Annotated in this window: 16 protein-coding genes; 11 read left to right on the forward strand and 5 right to left on the reverse strand. The window is 34.9% G+C overall.

Features of this window, described 5'->3' with window-relative positions:
- Positions 1-15 precede the first annotated feature (15 nt).
- Positions 16-942, reverse strand: a complete 927-nt coding sequence (locus tag JF75_RS00480) for a LysR family transcriptional regulator (protein WP_046331402.1) — start codon at positions 940-942, stop codon at positions 16-18.
- Positions 943-1,060: 118 nt separating this feature from the next.
- Here JF75_RS00480 and JF75_RS00485 point away from each other — a divergent pair, with 118 nt between their 5' ends.
- Entirely contained in the window at positions 1,061-2,941 is a 1,881-nt protein-coding gene (locus JF75_RS00485) for a flavocytochrome c (RefSeq protein ID WP_046332873.1), read from the forward strand.
- Positions 2,942-3,031: 90 nt separating this feature from the next.
- On the opposite strand, the gene JF75_RS00490 is transcribed toward JF75_RS00485, so the two are convergent.
- A complete protein-coding gene (locus JF75_RS00490) occupies positions 3,032-3,787 on the reverse strand; it encodes an MIP/aquaporin family protein (protein ID WP_046331403.1) in 756 nt (251 codons plus the stop codon).
- 372 nt (positions 3,788-4,159) lie between these two features.
- Here JF75_RS00490 and JF75_RS00495 point away from each other — a divergent pair, with 372 nt between their 5' ends.
- The 8 genes from JF75_RS00495 to coaA all read left to right on the forward strand — a co-directional run bounded on the left by JF75_RS00495 (position 4,160) and on the right by coaA (position 11,805).
- Positions 4,160-4,954 (forward strand): enoyl-CoA hydratase-related protein, encoded by a 795-nt coding sequence (locus JF75_RS00495; RefSeq protein ID WP_046331404.1) that lies wholly within the window; start codon positions 4,160-4,162, stop codon positions 4,952-4,954.
- Positions 4,955-5,023: 69 nt separating this feature from the next.
- A complete protein-coding gene (locus JF75_RS00500; RefSeq protein ID WP_046331405.1) occupies positions 5,024-5,962 on the forward strand; it encodes a nitronate monooxygenase in 939 nt (312 codons plus the stop codon).
- Positions 5,963-6,004: 42 nt separating this feature from the next.
- Positions 6,005-6,400, forward strand: coding sequence for a MaoC family dehydratase (locus JF75_RS00505; protein WP_280682946.1), 396 nt, complete (start codon positions 6,005-6,007; stop codon positions 6,398-6,400).
- Positions 6,401-6,705: 305 nt separating this feature from the next.
- On the forward strand, positions 6,706-8,277 hold the full coding sequence (locus tag JF75_RS00510; RefSeq protein ID WP_046331407.1) for an acyl CoA:acetate/3-ketoacid CoA transferase: 1,572 nt from the start codon (positions 6,706-6,708) through the stop codon (positions 8,275-8,277).
- 112 nt (positions 8,278-8,389) lie between these two features.
- Complete coding sequence (locus tag JF75_RS00515) at positions 8,390-9,310, forward strand: LysR family transcriptional regulator (protein ID WP_046331408.1); 921 nt, start codon at positions 8,390-8,392, stop codon at positions 9,308-9,310.
- 12 nt (positions 9,311-9,322) lie between these two features.
- Complete coding sequence (locus tag JF75_RS00520) at positions 9,323-10,114, forward strand: alpha/beta fold hydrolase (protein ID WP_046331409.1); 792 nt, start codon at positions 9,323-9,325, stop codon at positions 10,112-10,114.
- A 164-nt stretch (positions 10,115-10,278) separates the two neighbouring features.
- A complete protein-coding gene (locus JF75_RS00525) occupies positions 10,279-10,890 on the forward strand; it encodes an ECF transporter S component (protein WP_046331410.1) in 612 nt (203 codons plus the stop codon).
- A 3-nt stretch (positions 10,891-10,893) separates the two neighbouring features.
- Entirely contained in the window at positions 10,894-11,805 is a 912-nt protein-coding gene (coaA, locus tag JF75_RS00530; RefSeq protein ID WP_046331411.1) for a type I pantothenate kinase, read from the forward strand.
- Between the two features lie 26 nt (positions 11,806-11,831).
- Here coaA and JF75_RS00535 read toward each other — a convergent pair whose 3' ends face one another.
- The 3 genes from JF75_RS00535 to JF75_RS00545 all read right to left on the reverse strand — a co-directional run bounded on the left by JF75_RS00535 (position 11,832) and on the right by JF75_RS00545 (position 14,982).
- Entirely contained in the window at positions 11,832-12,653 is an 822-nt protein-coding gene (locus JF75_RS00535) for a triphosphoribosyl-dephospho-CoA synthase (RefSeq protein WP_046331412.1), read from the reverse strand.
- Between the two features lie 180 nt (positions 12,654-12,833).
- Positions 12,834-14,039, reverse strand: a complete 1,206-nt coding sequence (locus JF75_RS00540; protein WP_046331413.1) for an MFS transporter — start codon at positions 14,037-14,039, stop codon at positions 12,834-12,836.
- Positions 14,040-14,067: 28 nt separating this feature from the next.
- On the reverse strand, positions 14,068-14,982 hold the full coding sequence (locus JF75_RS00545) for a shikimate dehydrogenase (RefSeq protein WP_046331414.1): 915 nt from the start codon (positions 14,980-14,982) through the stop codon (positions 14,068-14,070).
- 139 nt (positions 14,983-15,121) lie between these two features.
- Here JF75_RS00545 and JF75_RS00550 point away from each other — a divergent pair, with 139 nt between their 5' ends.
- Positions 15,122-16,036: a LysR family transcriptional regulator gene (locus JF75_RS00550; RefSeq protein WP_046331415.1), complete on the forward strand. Its 915-nt coding sequence runs from the start codon at positions 15,122-15,124 to the stop codon at positions 16,034-16,036.
- A gap of 161 nt (positions 16,037-16,197) precedes the next feature.
- Positions 16,198-17,466: an FAD-dependent oxidoreductase gene (locus JF75_RS00555; RefSeq protein WP_046331416.1), complete on the forward strand. Its 1,269-nt coding sequence runs from the start codon at positions 16,198-16,200 to the stop codon at positions 17,464-17,466.
- Position 17,467: the final 1 nt, after the last annotated feature.

The raw sequence follows: 17,467 nt of genomic DNA on the forward strand, positions 1-17,467 counted from the left end.
GCTTAAATTTAATAATTAACTTATATTTGGTTCAATCTTAAGCTGCTTAAAGGCTGAAATTAAATTCTTGAGTCCTGGTTTCAGTTTATGCCCATGTTTAACCGCAATAAAATATTTAATTTGAATCAAATTATGATCAACTGGAAGCAAGTTAATAGGTGTTTGAGCCATTCGCTTGATAATGCTGGCAGCTGAAATAGTTAGTCCTACTCCTTTTATTGCTAAATTAGTTGCAGTAATAATACTGCTGCTTTCCAATATAATATTAGGTTTGATATGAAATTTCTGAAATGCACCATTAACTTGATGGCGGATTGCAGAATTGCTTGAACTAACAACGAACGGCTCTTGTAAAATGTCTTTAATATCATATTCATTTGGCTCAAGTATAAACCGACCCTTTTTAAAGTACTTTGATCTTGGTGAAATGATTACAAAATAGTTTTCTCCGCCATTAACATAAAAATCCAATCCTTGGTTAAGAGACTCAGGTGTTTGTCCCAGATAACAATCAATTTGTTCATGTAAAAGATGAGTTTCACTTACTCTAGGAAAGTTTTCAGATAGCTGAATTTTAATATTTGGATGTGTAAGCATAAAGTGAGGTAAAAGCTCTGGCAATAAAAACGTCCCCAGGCTTTCTAAAACTCCAATTCGAATTAATTCTTTATTCGGTGATGCATATGGAATTGACTGTTCAGCTAACTTTTGCTTGTTACTAATTTTTGTTTCCAGATAATTGTAATAAATTATCCCGGCTTCCGTTAATGTAAATGGGATCGTATCACGATTAATTATTTTAGTTCCTAATTTATGTTCAATTCGCTTAATTAGTTGAGTCAAATATGGCTGTGATATATATAATTCACCCGCTGCTCTGGTAAAATTACTTTCTTTTAATAGCACGTCAATAAAATGTAAAACAGTTTCTGAATTATTCATATTTTGCCTCCAATAACAATTTTATTATAGCCTGCTTGCTATAAAACTATTTCATTTTGCCAAAAAAAGTTAGTAAAATTTAACTAATGAGTATTGAAAGAAAGGAAGTATATTAATGATGAAATCAGGAACTTATGAAGTAAAAGCTAAGGGTCATGGTTCTAGTTTTATGCCTATGAAGGTGAAACTTTCTGAAGACAAAATCAAGGAAATAGATATTGATTCCAGTGGTGAAACTGCTGGAGTGGCAGATGAGGTCTTTAAACGTCTGCCCAAGCAAATTATTGCTAATCAAACTTTAAATGTTGATGCGGTTAGTGGAGCTACAATTTCCAGTCATGGCGTGATAGATGGTGTGGCTCAGGCGATTACAAAAGCTGGTGGAGACGCACGAGAATGGCTCAACAGACCAAAGCCGAAAACTGCTGATACTTCTGACAGAGAATACCAGACTGATGTTGTAGTTATTGGTGCCGGCGGTGCCGGTCTTGCGGCAGCTGCGAGAACAATTCAAAATGGTAAAAAGGTAATCGTACTGGAAAAATTCCCTCAAATTGGTGGTAATACTACTAGAGCAGGTGGACCATTAAATGCTGCTGAACCTGAGTGGCAAAATCAATTTAAAGCTTTACCCGGTGAAAAAGAAAGCTTGGAAAAATTAGCTGCAACTCCAATTGCTGAAATTGATCCAGAATATCGTGATGACTTTAAAGAATTGCAAAAGCAAATTAAGGCTTATGTGGATTCTGGAGAAAATTATCTTTTTGACTCGGTATTATTACATGAGATACAGACTTATTTAGGTGGCAAAAGAACTGACTTAAATGGTAATGAAATTCACGGCAATTATGCTTTAGTTACCGAACTTGTCAATAACGTACTTGATTCGGTTAAATGGCTAACTGATTTAGGAGTAAAATTTGATCGCTCTGATGTTACCATGCCAGTTGGAGCATTGTGGCGCCGCGGCCATAAGCCGGTTGAACCTATGGGCTATGCATTTATTCATGTTTTAGGTGATTGGGTAAAAGCTCATGGTGCTACAGTTTTAACTGAAACCCGCGCCCAACATTTAATTATTGAAAATGGTAAAGTCACTGGTGTTATAGCTCAAAGTAGTGATGGCAGTAAGGTTACCATTCATGCGCAAAAAGTGATTTTAACTTCTGGCGGTTTTGGTGCAAACACTAAAATGGTGCAAAAGTATAACACTTATTGGAAACACATTGATGATGATATTGCTACTACTAATTCGCCAGCAATTACTGGTGACGGCATTGCCTTAGGTCAAGAGGCTGGTGCTGATTTAGTGGGTATGGGCTTTATTCAATTAATGCCAGTTTCTGATCCTAAGACTGGTGAATTATTTACTGGTATTCAAACTCCACCCGAAAACTTTATTATGGTCAATCAAAAAGGTGAACGTTTTGTAAACGAGTTCGCTGAGCGTGACACTTTAGCTAAAGCTGCAATTGCTAATGGTACTTTATTTTATTTAATTGCAGACGATAAAATTAAAAAGACAGCCTACAACACCACAGAAGAATCACTCGAAGCTCAAGTTAAGGCGGGCACTCTTCTAAAAGCTGATACATTAGAAGAATTAGCTGAAAAAGCCGGTATGGATCCTGCTACTTTGGTCGATACTATTAAAAAATATAATTCATATGTTGATGCAGGTAATGATCCAGAATTTGGTAAGAGTGCGTTTAATCTTAAATGTGAAGTTGCGCCGTTTTACGCTACCCCGCGTAAGCCGGCTATTCACCATACAATGGGCGGCTTGAAGATCAATCCGAAAGCACAGGTATTAGATAAAGATGGTCAAGTAATTACCGGTCTTTATGCAGCAGGGGAAGTCGCTGGCGGATTACATGCTGGTAATCGTCTTGGTGGTAATTCACTAGCTGATATCTTCACCTTTGGTAGAATCGCTGCTGATACTGCTTGCAGTGAAATTGCAGATAATGATGCAGTGACAGGTGCATCAAAAGAATAAATATTTATCTAGTTATAAAATAATAGTTAACCTGAATGGCTAACTATTATTTTTTTTGCTAATAAATATTAATACAGTTTGTAAGAATTATTACATTTTAAAACATAGTTTGTAAATAAAGATACCTACAACTCCACCTAAAATAGGGGCAACTACTGGTACCAAACTGTAGTCCCAGTTTGAAGAACCTTTGTTAGGAATAGGCAAAATAGCATGAACTATTCTAGGTCCCAAATCCCTAGCTGGGTTTAACGCTGGGCCAGTAGGACCACCGTCAGCAATTACTAATGCCATGATGATGAATCCGACACCCACATTGGCAATATCGACAGATTGATTGAAGAATACACCACTATAAATTCCAGTACAAGTAAATACTAAAATTGCAGTTCCGATAAATTCTGCGATAAAACCATTCAACTTATTGTTAAGTGTTTCACCAGTGGCAAAACAAGAAAAAATTTTCCCTTCTCCATTGGTAGTTTCTTTAAAGTATGGCCAATAGATAGCAACAACCAATAATTGTCCTACAATAGCGCCGAGCATTTGTGCAACTATGTATTGCGTAACATGACTCCAGGGAAAAACTCCAGCTGCAGCCTTTGCAATAGTGATTGCTGGATTAATATGGTTTCCTGAAATTGAGCCAAACATCATTGCCGGTATCATTACACCAAAGCCAAACCCGAGCGCAATAAATATCCAGCCTCCGTTTGCTTGACCATCTTTGCCATTAGCCGTGGTTTTCTTGAGAAACGAGTTGGCAACTGATCCGTTACCAAAAACTATAAAAACAGCTGTCCCCAAAAATTCGGCAAGATAGCGCGTCATCCAACTTCCAGTCATAATCTTCCTCCTTTGATTAATTAGACTTTGCACAAACTATAAACTAATATGAAGCGCTTCCACAAATAGCTGGATGACTGTTAGTACTATTTGTTATTAGTAGCATTATTTTTAGTTATTGTCGGTAAAAAGACGGAAGCAGTAGGTTTTTAAAGCTATATTACGATATAATTTGCGCAAAATTTAACAAAAGTTATTTCTACCATAACTTTTTTTCAATGATGTTAAATCCCATATTATTTAAGCTTTTAATACCAAAATCCTGAAAAAATAAAAAAAACAAGTATAATTTGCTAATTGTTTCCGTTTACACAAAAATTGACAGTGAGAGCATAAAATGAGTTTGATATTTTTGAAAGGATCAAGGAAATTATGAGTTTTAATAGTTATGATAATGTTTTGTTAGAAGCTGAAGATGGAATTGGCACGTTGACAATTAATCGTCCTAAAGTTTTGAATGCTTTGAATTCTGAAACACTGCAAGATATTGGGGATGCCTTAAGAGAGGTAAAAGCTCACCAAGATGATATCAAAGTTTTGCTAATCACAGGTGCTGGTCCGAGGTCATTCGTTGCTGGCGCTGATATAACACAGATGCGTGATATGAATACGCTACAGGCACTGGAGTTATCGAAACTGGCACATAAGTCTTTTGGCGAAATTGAAGATTTACCTCAATTTACTATTGCCGCTGTCAATGGTTTTGCACTTGGTGGTGGTTGTGAATTAGCTTCATCTTGCGATATGCGTATTGGTTCTGCTAAAGCTAAGTTTGGTCAACCCGAAGTTGGACTTGGCATTATTCCCGGCTTTGGTGGCACACAACGCTTGACACGTTTAGTAGGTCGCGGAAAAGCTAAGGAAATGATTGCCACTTCTACAATGATTTCTGCAGATGAAGCTTATCGCATCGGTCTGCTTGACGAGTTGGTTGAGCCAGAAGAATTAATGAACAAAGCCCGTGAAATTGCAAAGCAGGTTATGAAGAATGGTCCTATTGCAGTTGCTTTAGCCAAATATTCTGTTGACCGGGGTGCAGATCTACCACTTGATGTTGCTATTGATATAGAATCGCAAATTTGGGCCGAAACTTTTGCTACTAAGGATCAAACAGAAGGAATGAGTGCCTTTGTTGATAAAAGAGATGCAAAATTCTCAGGTAAATAAATTAATTGTTAAAGCTCCCCTTTGCTTTAACTAAATAACTAAAAAATCAAATATTTTAAGGAGATTAATATGAATCGCGTTACAAAATTATTAGGTATTAAATATCCAGTTGTTCAAGGTGCCATGCAGGAAGTTGCTACAGCAGACTTAGCTGCAGCGGTTTCAAACGGTGGTGGCCTAGGCATTATTGCTGCCGGTGGAAAAACACCGGATCAGGTTAGAGAAGCAATTAGAAAAGCCAAGAAACTCACTGATAAACCATTTGCTGTTAACTTGATGTTGATGGATAAGAATACTCCCAATGTTGTTAAGGTTTTGATTGAAGAGGGAGTAAAAATTGTTACTACTGGTGCAGGAACTCCAAAACCTTATATGACAGACTTAAAGGCTGCAGGTGTAAAAGTAATGCCTGTTATTCCAAATGTCAAAATTGCTAAAAAAATGGAAGAAATGGGTGCAGATGCAGTTATTGTTGAAGGCATGGAAGCCGGTGGACATATTGGTAACACTACATCAATGGTTTTATGGCCTCAAATCGCTGATGCAATTTCAATTCCTTTAATTGCCGCTGGTGGTATTGGTGATGGCCGTGGAGTTGTTGAAGCCTTTGTTGCGGGCGCAGAAGGTGTTCAATGTGGTACTATTTTCTCCATTGCCAAGGAAAGCCCTGTAGGTGAAAATTGGCGCAAGGCTGTCATCGATGCAACAGACACTGGTACTGCAGTAGTTGGAACTTCAATTAAAGGCGGTGCTACTCGTGGTATTGCTAATGAAGAAGCATTAAAGCTGATGGAATTAGAAAAGACTGGTGTCTCTCGTGATGAATTCAACGCAGCAATGAATAAAGCATTGTATAAGGGTGTTCAAGAAGATGATCCAAAAGAAAGCTTCTTTATGTCTGGTGAAGTTGCGGGATTGGTCAAAGAATCAAAACCGGCCGCTCAAGTTATACAAGACCTTATGGATGATGCTCAAAGGGTTATTAAAAAGGGCGTTGAAATTTTTTAGAAAGTTTGAGAGGAAAGCATTATAGTTGAAGAAAATTTAAGAATTGGATTATCTGGTACTTTTACTAAACAAGTTACAGATGAACTGGTCCAACAGTTTGCCGAATTAAGTGGAGATCATAATCCTGTTCATATGGACGAAGAATTTGCAAGAAAAACACAATTTAAACATAGAATTGCTCATGGAATGATTACTGCTGCTTTTATTTCTACCTGTTTAGCAGAACATATTCCGGGACAAGAAAGTTGTATTTATCTAGATCAAACTCTTAAGTTTGTCAAACCTGTGTACTTAAATGACGTGTTGACAGTCAAATGTACTATTACTGATTTTATTCCTAAAAAGAAATTCACTATTGTTGTGTATGATACTACTGTAACAAATCAAGATAATGTTGTTGTTACTAGCGGTCAAGCACAGTGTATGGCAACTAAGTAAAAATAGATTTATGTGAGATAAAAATACCTTGCACTAACTGGAATTTAACTAGTTATGTGCAAGGATTTTTTTACTAAAACTATAACTTAAAGTTATATAGACAGTGAAAATTATGTATTTCACAATCTATAATTGTAAGCGTTATCCTAATAATGTCAGAACAATGTATGAATTACATAGTTCGGATAGTTATTGGTTTAAAATTAATTTTTTGGTTACATAAATTGCTCTCATCAATCTAAATAAACTCATTTTTTACTGTAATTAAATAAATTATATTTTGACTCATTAGGAGGATTAATCTGATGGCAATTCAATTTATTAATAGTCAAAAAGCTGCTGAGTTAATTCCAGATAATGCAGTAATTGCACTAGATGGGTTCTTAGGTACTGACACTCCAGAAGAAATTTTGGAATGCATGAGAGCACGCTATAAAAAAGAAGGACATCCTAAAGGACTAGATGTTTGGCACGCAGCCGGAATAGGCGACGGCAAAACTAAGGGAACAAATAATTTTGCAGAAAAAGGCTTTTTGCATCGCTTAGTTGGTGGGCACTGGGCACTAGCACCAGAACTAGAGCCATTGTCAGCTGCTAATGATTTTGAAGCTTTTAATTTCCCTCAAGGTGTTTTATCACAAATATTTAGGGATGCAGCTGCGCATAAGCCGGTTTTGATTACTAATGTAGGTTTAGGTACCTTCGTCGATCCCGAGGTCAGTGGCGGTAGATTAAATGATGCAGCTAAAAATGCCACATTGGTCAACAGGATCAATATTCATGGCAAAGATTATTTAGCTTATGAAGTACCGAAGCCAAATGTTGCTCTTTTACGTGGCACATTTGCCGATGAAGATGGTAATATTACGTTTGATGATGAGCCGCTCACATTAGTTGCTACTGCGATAGCTATGGCTGCTCATAATAATGGTGGCAAGGTTTTTGTTCAAGTTAAACGTGTGCTTAAGCGCGGTTCCATGAAGCCTAAAGATATCAGAATACCAGGGATATTAGTTGATTATGTTGTAGAAGCTGATAGTCCTGAGTGGACTAAGCAGACAACGGATACCCAGTATAATCCTGATTTTGTTAGTTCTGCAGTTATTACGGCGGAAGATGAAATTGATTTACCACTAGATAGCAAGAAAGTAATTGCAAGAAGAGCTGCACTCTTATTTAATAAAAAAACAGATAAGGTTGTGAACTTTGGAATTGGTAAGTATCCAGAGACATGTTCATTAGTTTTAAAAGAAGAAGGCTTATCCGATAACATAATGACTACAGTTGAGCCTGGTACATTTGGTGGTACACCTCTAGGCGGTGGTGACTTCGGTGCTGCTATTGCACCACAATCAATCATTGATGAACCATATATGTTTGATTTTTATGATGGTGGTGGTATTGATTTAACGTTTTTAGGGTTAGCTGAAGCAGATGCAAAAGGTAATCTGAATGTTTCTAAATTTGGTCCTAAAATAGCTGGTACAGGTGGATTTGTTGATATTACACAAAACACACCAAAAATTATTTTCACTGGTACATTTACTGCTGCTGGCTTAAAAGAAGAAGTCAAAGATGGTAAACTTCATATTATTCAAGAAGGAAAAGTTAAGAAATTTGTTAAAGATGTTCAACAAGTAACTTTTTCAGGAAAAGTAGCGTATGAAAATAACCAAAAAGTTTGGTATGTAACTGAACGTGCTGTCTTTGAACTGGTTAAAGATGGGTTGAAATTAATAGAAATCGCACCTGGTATAGATTTACAAAAAGATATTCTTAATCAAATGGAATTCAAGCCGATTATTAGTGATAATTTGAAAGAAATGGATCCTAGAATTTTTCAAGAACCCATTATGAATATTAAAGAAAATAGTTAGTTTTATTAAGTTAAGCTAATAAAAGAAACAGTATTTTAAATGATTTAAGAAAATGCATTTAATGCTGCTTTTTTTATAAATCTGAACGTGAATGAAAGTAGGAGAGCTTATCTTGGATATTAATCAGATTAAATATTTGCTTGCGATAATAGATAATGATTTTAATTTAACTAAAAGTGCCGAGATCTTACATGTTTCTCAGCCAGCAATTAGTAAATCAATCAAGGATATTGAGTTTAGACAAGGAATAAAAGTTTTTAAGCATAAAAAGGGCAGAATTATTGGCCTTACCCGTTATGGCTTAGCCCTAGTTAATGAATCAAGAAAAGTATATCAACAGTATATTGAAATGATGGAAAAACTAAATCGCTTTTCTGAAGAAAAAAATGGAACAGTTAAAATCGGTATTGCTCCAGTAATTAATTCTATTGTTTTTAATGATGCCCTGATTTCATTCATTAATTCTAATCCTGGTATTGAACTTAAACTTGTTGAATGTGGAGGCTATAGTTTGCAAAAGATGCTTGTCTTAGGAGATATTGATCTTGCTGTAATAGTTTCTCCAGCAACAATCGAAGGTATTTATGAAAATTTAATTTATGAAAGCAGTGTTCGGGTGTGGTTTAACGCTAATCATCGTTTTAACAAAATAAAGAAAAAGGAAATACCTTTTACGGAAGTTGAAAAAGAAAAAATAGTAACTTTAACTGATAGCTTTATGGTTACCTTCCAGCTAAATAAAAGATTTAGAGGGGATAGGATGAAGCCTAATTATTTTTTACAAACCGTTTCTTGGGATTTGGTTTTAAATTTGGTACAGCGAGATTCAGAGTTAATTGGAATTTTAGCTGCTCCAATTGGACAAAATTATAGTGACAAGGAAATTAAGAGTAAAGAAATGACCCCAACTTTTCCTTGGAGAATCTCACTTTGTAATACTATTACATCTATCGAAAGTCCTACTGTTGAATACACCAAAAAATGGTTTTTGAAATATTTTTCTAAGTATAAAAAGATTTCAATTGAAAACTAGAAAGAATAAAAAATGTTAATGCAAATTTCTAATAGAAAAATATATTATGAAATAACAGGTACAGGCCCTGCAATTGTTTTTTTTCATGGCTTTGGCGGAAATCATGTTGTGTGGGCAGGACAAGTGCCATATTTAGTGAAGCATGGTTACCAAACAATTACTTTTGACTTGGCAGGTCATGGCAAGTCAAAAGGATCAGCAATAAGCAACATGGTTGATCTTGCAGATGAGGCAGCTGCATTAATTAAAAATTTGGATTTGAAATCCATAATTTTAATTGGTCACTCTATGGGAGCGGGCCTAGTATGGGCAATTTTAAAATATCATCCTGAACTCAATATAGTTAAAGTAGTTACAATTGATCAAACACCTAAAATGCTTAATGATGAAGAATGGCATTATGGCTGGGCTCATGATCAGATAGAACTGACACAAGATAATTTTAAAGACGTACTGTCATATTATGACCATATTAAAGAAACGCTTAATGGTATTGATGACCAAGTTTGGTCTAAACTTTACCCGTTTAAGCAAAAATATCCCTTTGAGCGAGAGAAAAATATGCCGCTGCTATTTGATCATGTTCAAAAAGATTGGCGTCCAACGGTCTACGGCATTCGTATACCTGCACTTTCAATCAGTTCAACTAAAAGTCCTTATTTTAAGATAGGCTATGTTACTGAAATGCAAAAGCATAATAAGAATATTGAAATAAATACAGTTGATGATGCCGGCCATGACATAATGGCAGAAAAACCGGCAGAATTTAATCATTTGCTGGGAAAATTTTTAGGAATTGAATAAAAATATTGAAATAATTTTGTTTTCTAATCCTGAAAACCATTTTATTTTTCTAGTTTAATACGTGAAATAGCACTTATTGGTGGTGATGTTTCTAAATTTGTTCCTGTCAAAGTTAATGCTGCAATTAAAAATGTCAAAGCAAATTTAATATGGAGTGAAAAAATATGAAACGAGAAAATACAGTTAAATTAGCAATAACTGCTGTTTTTTTAGCAATACTGATTTTACAAACTTTTGTGCCTAATATTGGTTACATTCGTATCTTGCCAGCACTTCCAGCTATTACTACTGTTCCTCTGACAGTCGCGGTTTACAGTAGTTTACTCAGTCCAAGCTATGGTATTGTTTTTGGCCTAATTTGGGGATTAACTAGATTAATAGTGGCATATACGCAACCAGGTGATATGGTTAGCTTATTGCTATTTCGAAACCCAATAATAGCTTTAGTGCCAAGTTTATTTGCTGGCTTTTTGCCCAGTTTATTGACAAATTACTTTACACAAAAAAATTTAGAAATTAAAAAGTGGGTATATGCGTTAAATGGATGCATAGCGTCAATAACTAATACGGTGTTAGTTATTGTATTGGCAAGTCTATTTTTCATGAAAAATCCTAATGAATTAATTGCAAATATAGGAAATTTTACTGCAGGAATGCCACTATTCTTAGTTTTACTGACTTCTTTGGGAATCAACGGATTAATTGAGGCAATTTTTACAGCACTAGTTACACCTTTAATTGTTTCTCCTCTGCATTATATAATGGAAAGAGCATAGAATATGAAAAATTTTACGAAAATTTCCCGATATGATTGGTCCCAAACAGAGAATAAAATTAGTGAAATCAGCAAAAGTGAATTAAAGAGTCTTACTTCATTAGGAGATATAGTTAATGCCGCAGATATCAATGAAATTTATAGTCCATTAGTGCATTATTTATATCTTTTTGTGCATAATGAAAAATTACTGTTAAAATCAATGAATCATTTTATTAATGCTAATAATGTTAATAAGCCTTTCATAATTGGTATTTCCGGTCCTGTAGCAGTAGGAAAGTCTACGGTTTCCCGATTATTAAAGGTGTTACTTAAACGTCTGTATCCTACACTAAAAGTACAACTTATGACAACAGACGGCTTTTTATATCCAAATCGAGAGTTGCAGAAGAAAAAGTTAATGGACAGCAAAGGATTTCCTGAATCGTATAATATGAAATTATTAGCAGATTTTCTATCAGATGTGGCAACAGGACAAAAGGAAGTTTTTTATCCCTTATACTCACATGAATTGTCTGACATAGTTCCCGGTGGCTATGGTAAAATAACTAACCCTGATATATTAATAATTGAAGGAATAAACACTTTACAAATCCCACCTAATAAAATGATAGCAACAAGTGACTTTTTTAATTTCTCAATTTACATAGATGCAAACGAAAAACTGATTAGAACTTGGTTTTTACAGCGTTTTGTTCATCTTTTAGTTTTGAATCAAAACAATCCCTCAAGTTTTTATTACTCTTGGTCAAATAAACCAAAAAGACAAGCAGTTGAAATGGCTGAAAAAGTTTGGCAAACTGTAAATTTAGTTAATTTGCGAGAATATATAGAGCCCACCAAAGGTAGAGCAAACGTTATACTACATAAGACATTGGATCATAAGATTAACTATGTATACTTACGTAATTATTAAAAGAGGAAGGCTCGTGCCTTCCTTTTTTATATGTATCCGCGTTCTAGAGCTACAAAAATGGTAACAATTAACAAATCTGCACAGCCACCTAAACTATAATTGTGGGTTAAACAGTCATCATTTAATTTTTGCAGGCATTTTTTACCGGCTGGAGAAACATAACCACCTAAATCTAGGTATTTTGTGGCCATTTGATGCAGCCAATCAATTACATCATAATTTCCAGCTCGTTTAATCAAATTACTGTCAACCGTAACTGTTGCTATCTTCATTAAGGTATCAAGGAGTCTCGTTTGGAGCGTTCCCTTAGTGTTTTTTAAAAAGGGTAAAGCAACTTCACGTACAATGGGATAGCCTTGTTCCGCTTGAGCACGAGCCCCACCAATATGATACTGTTCAAACTCTTTTTCACCGGCTGTTTGTAACTCATTATTTTGAATCAGATCATGCTGTACAAGTCCCTTGCACATCTTGGTGATAGTAAGGAATAATTCAGTATTGTTTGTCATACTGTAGCTTTCAGCACAGACAAAGATACCTAGAGAAAAAATTGCTCCTTTATGTGTATTAGCACCGTGCGTTGCAGCAAACATTTCTTTTTCAGTAGTGATGCCTCTTTGCCTTAATTGTTGAAACATTTGCGTTAAATCAGTTGACTGAAAGGTTTGCCCAATTTCAACAGCAGCAGCAAAATATGATTCCAGGCTTAAACTGCTGTCGATAAAAGTATAAATATTCATGTCGGGATGCGGACCTTGGCTGATAGGGTCTACTAAACCAGGTTTTGGTGCGGTAACAACTTCATATAAGAGTGAGCGTAGAGCATTTTTTGTAATTGAATTAGTCATATGTATCTATTTTTAATCATTAATTAGTTGATAACAACATTTTCAGTATAAACTATTTTAAAAATAAATTTAATCACCTGTAATTTATTTTTTTAGCGAATTAATGTAAAGCACTAAAAAACCACATATCAAATGATGTGAATGATATGTGGTTTTTTCTGATATCATAAAAAATTATTTTTATTTACTAAGTTTGCCAAACAGTTTCTTATAGCGAATTGCAATTAATAGTGTATCAATAAATCCTATTAAAGCAATAATTACGTCTAAGAACATAACGTTTTTCATATTACCAATCCAGCCTATGAAAAGTGGAATGGTAAAGGAAGCGATGGAACCTGCAGTATAAAAGAATCCAGTAACTGTACCTTTACCAGCAGGGAAAAATTCAGCCATAACAGTTAATGCTAATTGCATTACCCCACCAGCTGCAAAGAAACCTACTAGAAACGCCAATATGATCATCAAAGCAGCATTAGTTGGAAATAGCCACATTAATAAAATAGAGACAAAAGCTCCCAGAGTATAAACTGGTACAAATTGAATTTCACTAATCTTTTTACCTAAAACAGCAGTTAAAAGAACACAACAAATTGAACCTAAAGAATACCATGAAACTAAGGAATGGGCAGATGCTTGAGCCATGCCACCAACTTGTTGCCCATACTGTGTAAGCATTTGGCTTACTAAATAGAAAGTTGCTTGAGAAATATATCCATAAATGATAAATAATGTACCATCAATCCAGACGTTACTTGCAATATTATTATTTGCTTGTTCTTCAGCTTTTTTGGCTTTCTCTTCATCTTCTTTGGTAACTTCATTTGAGTCTGGAAAAGCCCCACCAAATAGGAAATATAAAAAGGTAATTACTAGAATTGCAGCTGGAATTATGAATGACCAACCATACCACATGTGTGCGGCAGCGAGTCCACTAACAATAAATGGCAATAGAAACTGACCAGCTGAAATAAAGGCTTTTAAAACAACATTAGATGTACCCTTTGAGTTGGGATATATTTCCATAAGTCCAGGGTACGTACCCGTATCCAAAAACGAATTGGCCATTCCAGCTAAAATACCTAGAATGTATGCTATGACCGTGTTGGGTGAAAGTAGAATACCAATAAAAAAGATAAAGTAGGTCACAATACCTAGCTGAACGAAAGGCTTGCGTCCAAATTTGTCCGATAAAACGCCTGAAATTAACAAATTAATAATCCTACCTATACCTAAAGCAGAAACTACTGCTAGAGCAGCTGTTTGACTTGTACCCCATTGCTTAGCTAAAGCTGCAGCGTTTTGTGATAGTATTATCACTCCCATACCATGAACGAAATAGTTAAAATACAAGGCAAGAGCTGTAGGTGTATATTTATTTTTCATATTTTTCTCCTAATCTCCTAAAATATTTTTATTTATTATCATCAGAAAACATAATTTCACGAATATAATCAGTTGGCATCTCTTTTCCAGTCCACAGCTTAAATGAGGCCGCACCCTGATCAATCATCATGCCAATACCATCAAAAACATGCTTAACGCCTGCTTTTTGAGCCACTTGCATTAATTTGGTAGTTCTAGGAGCATAAACTGTGTCAAACACCACCATGTCTTCATGGAACCAGGAAGGATCTGAAACTAGCGTCTTATCCTCAAGCGGCTTCATACCAACGCTGGTGGCATCACAATAAATATCGCTTTCTGCAATTGATTGTTTAAATGCTTCTTGATCAGTCAGCTCAGTTAAAGAAACTTGGCAATCAGTTTTTTCTTGAATAGTTTTGACGTTCTTTTCAGCTTGGGCCCATTTATCGTCTTTAATATTAAAAATTCTGATTTCTTTAGCACCGTCTAAAGCTGATTGAACAGCTATTGGGGTTGCAGCACCGCCAGCACCAGTCAAAGTCATCACTTTGCCTTTAATGTCAATGCCTTCATCCTTAAGCGATTGAACAAAACCAATACCATCGGTAGTGTAGCCAGTCAAAACACCATGATCGTTCACAATGGTATTAACCGCATCACACATTTCAGAAGCTGGTGATAATTTATCAAGGTACTGGATTACCTCTTTTTTATTGGGCATTGAAACGTTTGAGCCACGCATATCTAAAGTGCGAATAGCGTCAACTGCACCTTTTAATTTATCATTGCCGATTTCAAAACAGAGATAAGTATAATTCAAGCCCAACTTGGCAAAAGCATTATTGTGCATAGTTGGTGACATTGAATGCCGAATAGGGTATGCCATTAAGCCAATTAAGTAGGTATGACCATCTAGCCAGCCAGTAATCGGACCATTAACACCAGTAATTTTATTAGCCATCATTTTTCTCCTTTATTGTAATATATAAGTATTCCATTTTATGTTATCGCTTGCAAAGTTAGAATAAATAAAGCTAGTTTGTATTATTAATAGAAAAGCTTTATGATTTAAATAGTATTTGATGTAAAGTGAGACGCTTATGAATTTAAAGCACTTGAAGTTTTTTGTAGAATTAGCTCATACGGAGCATATGGCAAAGGCTGCCGAAAATTTGGGTATATCACAGCCTTCTTTGTCATATGCTATTTCTAATATTGAACATGAATTAGGAGCTCCGTTATTTGAAAAAGATGGTAGAAATATCAAGTTAACTAATTACGGTAAGATATATTTAAAATATGTACAAGAAAGCCTAAATGAGTTAAAACAAGGCTCCAAGCATATTACTGAACTATTAGACATTAATAGTGGTCATATCAATTTAGGATTTACTTATACTTTAGGTCAAGACTTATTACCACATCTAGTAAGTGTTTTTAAGAAGCAAGAGGAGAATAAAAACATAAAATTCTCTTTTAAACAGGATACTACTGAACATCTGATTAATGATATTTTAAATGATAAATTGGATCTTGTATGTAGCTCTATGCCAGAGCAAAATTTAGATCAATTGAGTGTTCATCATTTGGTTGATCAACAAATGAAAGTAGCTGTACCACTACAATGCAGCTTGGCAAATAAAAAAAGTGTGTATATAAAGTGGTTAGAAAAATGTCCATTTATAATGTACTCACATAAAAGCGGATTGAGGCCAAAGATTGATCAAATTTTTTCTACTGTAAATTTTAAACCTAAAGTTGCATTAGAAGCAGTTGAAGATCATGCTATTATAGGATTTGTTCATTGGGGGTTTGGAATTGCTATTGTTCCTAATTTGCCACAACTTAATGATAAAACAGTTAAACTTTTAGATATAAAAGATAAAATTGCTAAACATAGTTTGTATATCATTACAAAAAACAATCATTTCTTGTCGCCGGTTGTTAATAAATTTCAAAATTTTGCACAACATTATTGCCAAGAAAATTATATTAATAAAAATAAGTTGATATAGTTAAAAATATTAATTAAAGCACAAACATTATTAAAAAACTTACAGAGGGAATCGATAGATAAATTGTATTAATTTAATAGAATTCCTTTATTTTTATTGCCCTAAAATTGTGTCATATTTAAGGTAGTTTTGAAAGCGATTTATTTATGGGGGATAAATTTATGAAAAGGTCTATTACTTATGAAGTTGCTGTGGTAGGCGGAGGAGCAGCTGGTATTGCTGCTGCTCTTGCTTCTGCTAAAGCAGGTGCCAAAACAATTTTAATTGAGCGCGCTTCCGCTTTAGGCGGTCAGGGTGTTAATTCACAAGTTGCTGCATATTGTGGCTTTTATACTAGAGGTCAGAATCCAGATAAGGTTGTTGGTGGAATTGGTGATTTAGTTTTGAAAAAAATGAATGCTGCAGGTATGGATATTACACCTCATCCATCACCATCCACTGGCAATGTTTCAATCAAGTTCGATCCAGAAAAAATGAAATTTATTTTTGATGATTTGTTTCTTCAAAGTAAAGCAGACTTGCTTCTTCATACAAGTTTGGTAGGGGTTAACAAAAAGGGCAAAAAGATAAAAAGCTTAATTTGCTATGATGATGAAGGATTAATAGAAATAAATGCAAACTCTTTTGTTGATGCGAGTGGCAATGCAAATTTAATTCATTTAGCAGGATTAAAAACTAATTGGGGAGATGAAAATACTCATGCTGTTCAGCAAGCTTCTCTTGCGTTTAGAGTAAATAATATTCCTGCTAGAAATATTTTAATGAGTGAAATCCAGAGTGCAGTAAAAAAGGGTAAAGAAGAGGGTATCCCATATTTAACCAAAGAAAAGGGAGTTTTTATTAAAAATAATGGTGATGATTATGGCTTTCTCACTCTGCCAAGTGTTGATTTAAATTCTCTAGATGGTAGCAATTTGACTAATGCTGAAATTATGCTTAGGAAGAAAGTCCAAAGCTATTTTCTGATTGTTAAAAAATATATTAAGGGTTGTGAAAATGCAGTTCTCGTAAGTTCCGGCCCCAATATAGGAATTCGTGAATCCAGACGAATGATTGGAGACACCACTTTGCATGGTAAAGATATTTTAAATGTAGTTAAAAGAAAAGATAGTATCGGAAGGGCAGCATGGAGCCCAGAAATTCATCATACTAATAATCAAGTTGAATACAAGCATATGCCAGATAATGACTATGCCAGCATTCCACTGGGCTCATTAAAGGCAAAAGATATTGATAATATTTGGGGGGCTGGACGCTTGATCTCGGTTGATCATGTAGCTCAAGCTTCTATAAGAGTCATGGGAACTAGCTATATTACTGGACAAGCAGCTGGAATAGCAGCTGGACTTCAGAGTAAAGATACTGATGAAAAAAACTTTTGTGCTGATGCGGTTCAGAAGGAACTTAAAGCTCAAAGAGCACTTTTATAGC

Source organism: Lactobacillus kimbladii (genome assembly GCF_000970755.1).
Taxonomy (GTDB): domain Bacteria; phylum Bacillota; class Bacilli; order Lactobacillales; family Lactobacillaceae; genus Lactobacillus; species Lactobacillus kimbladii.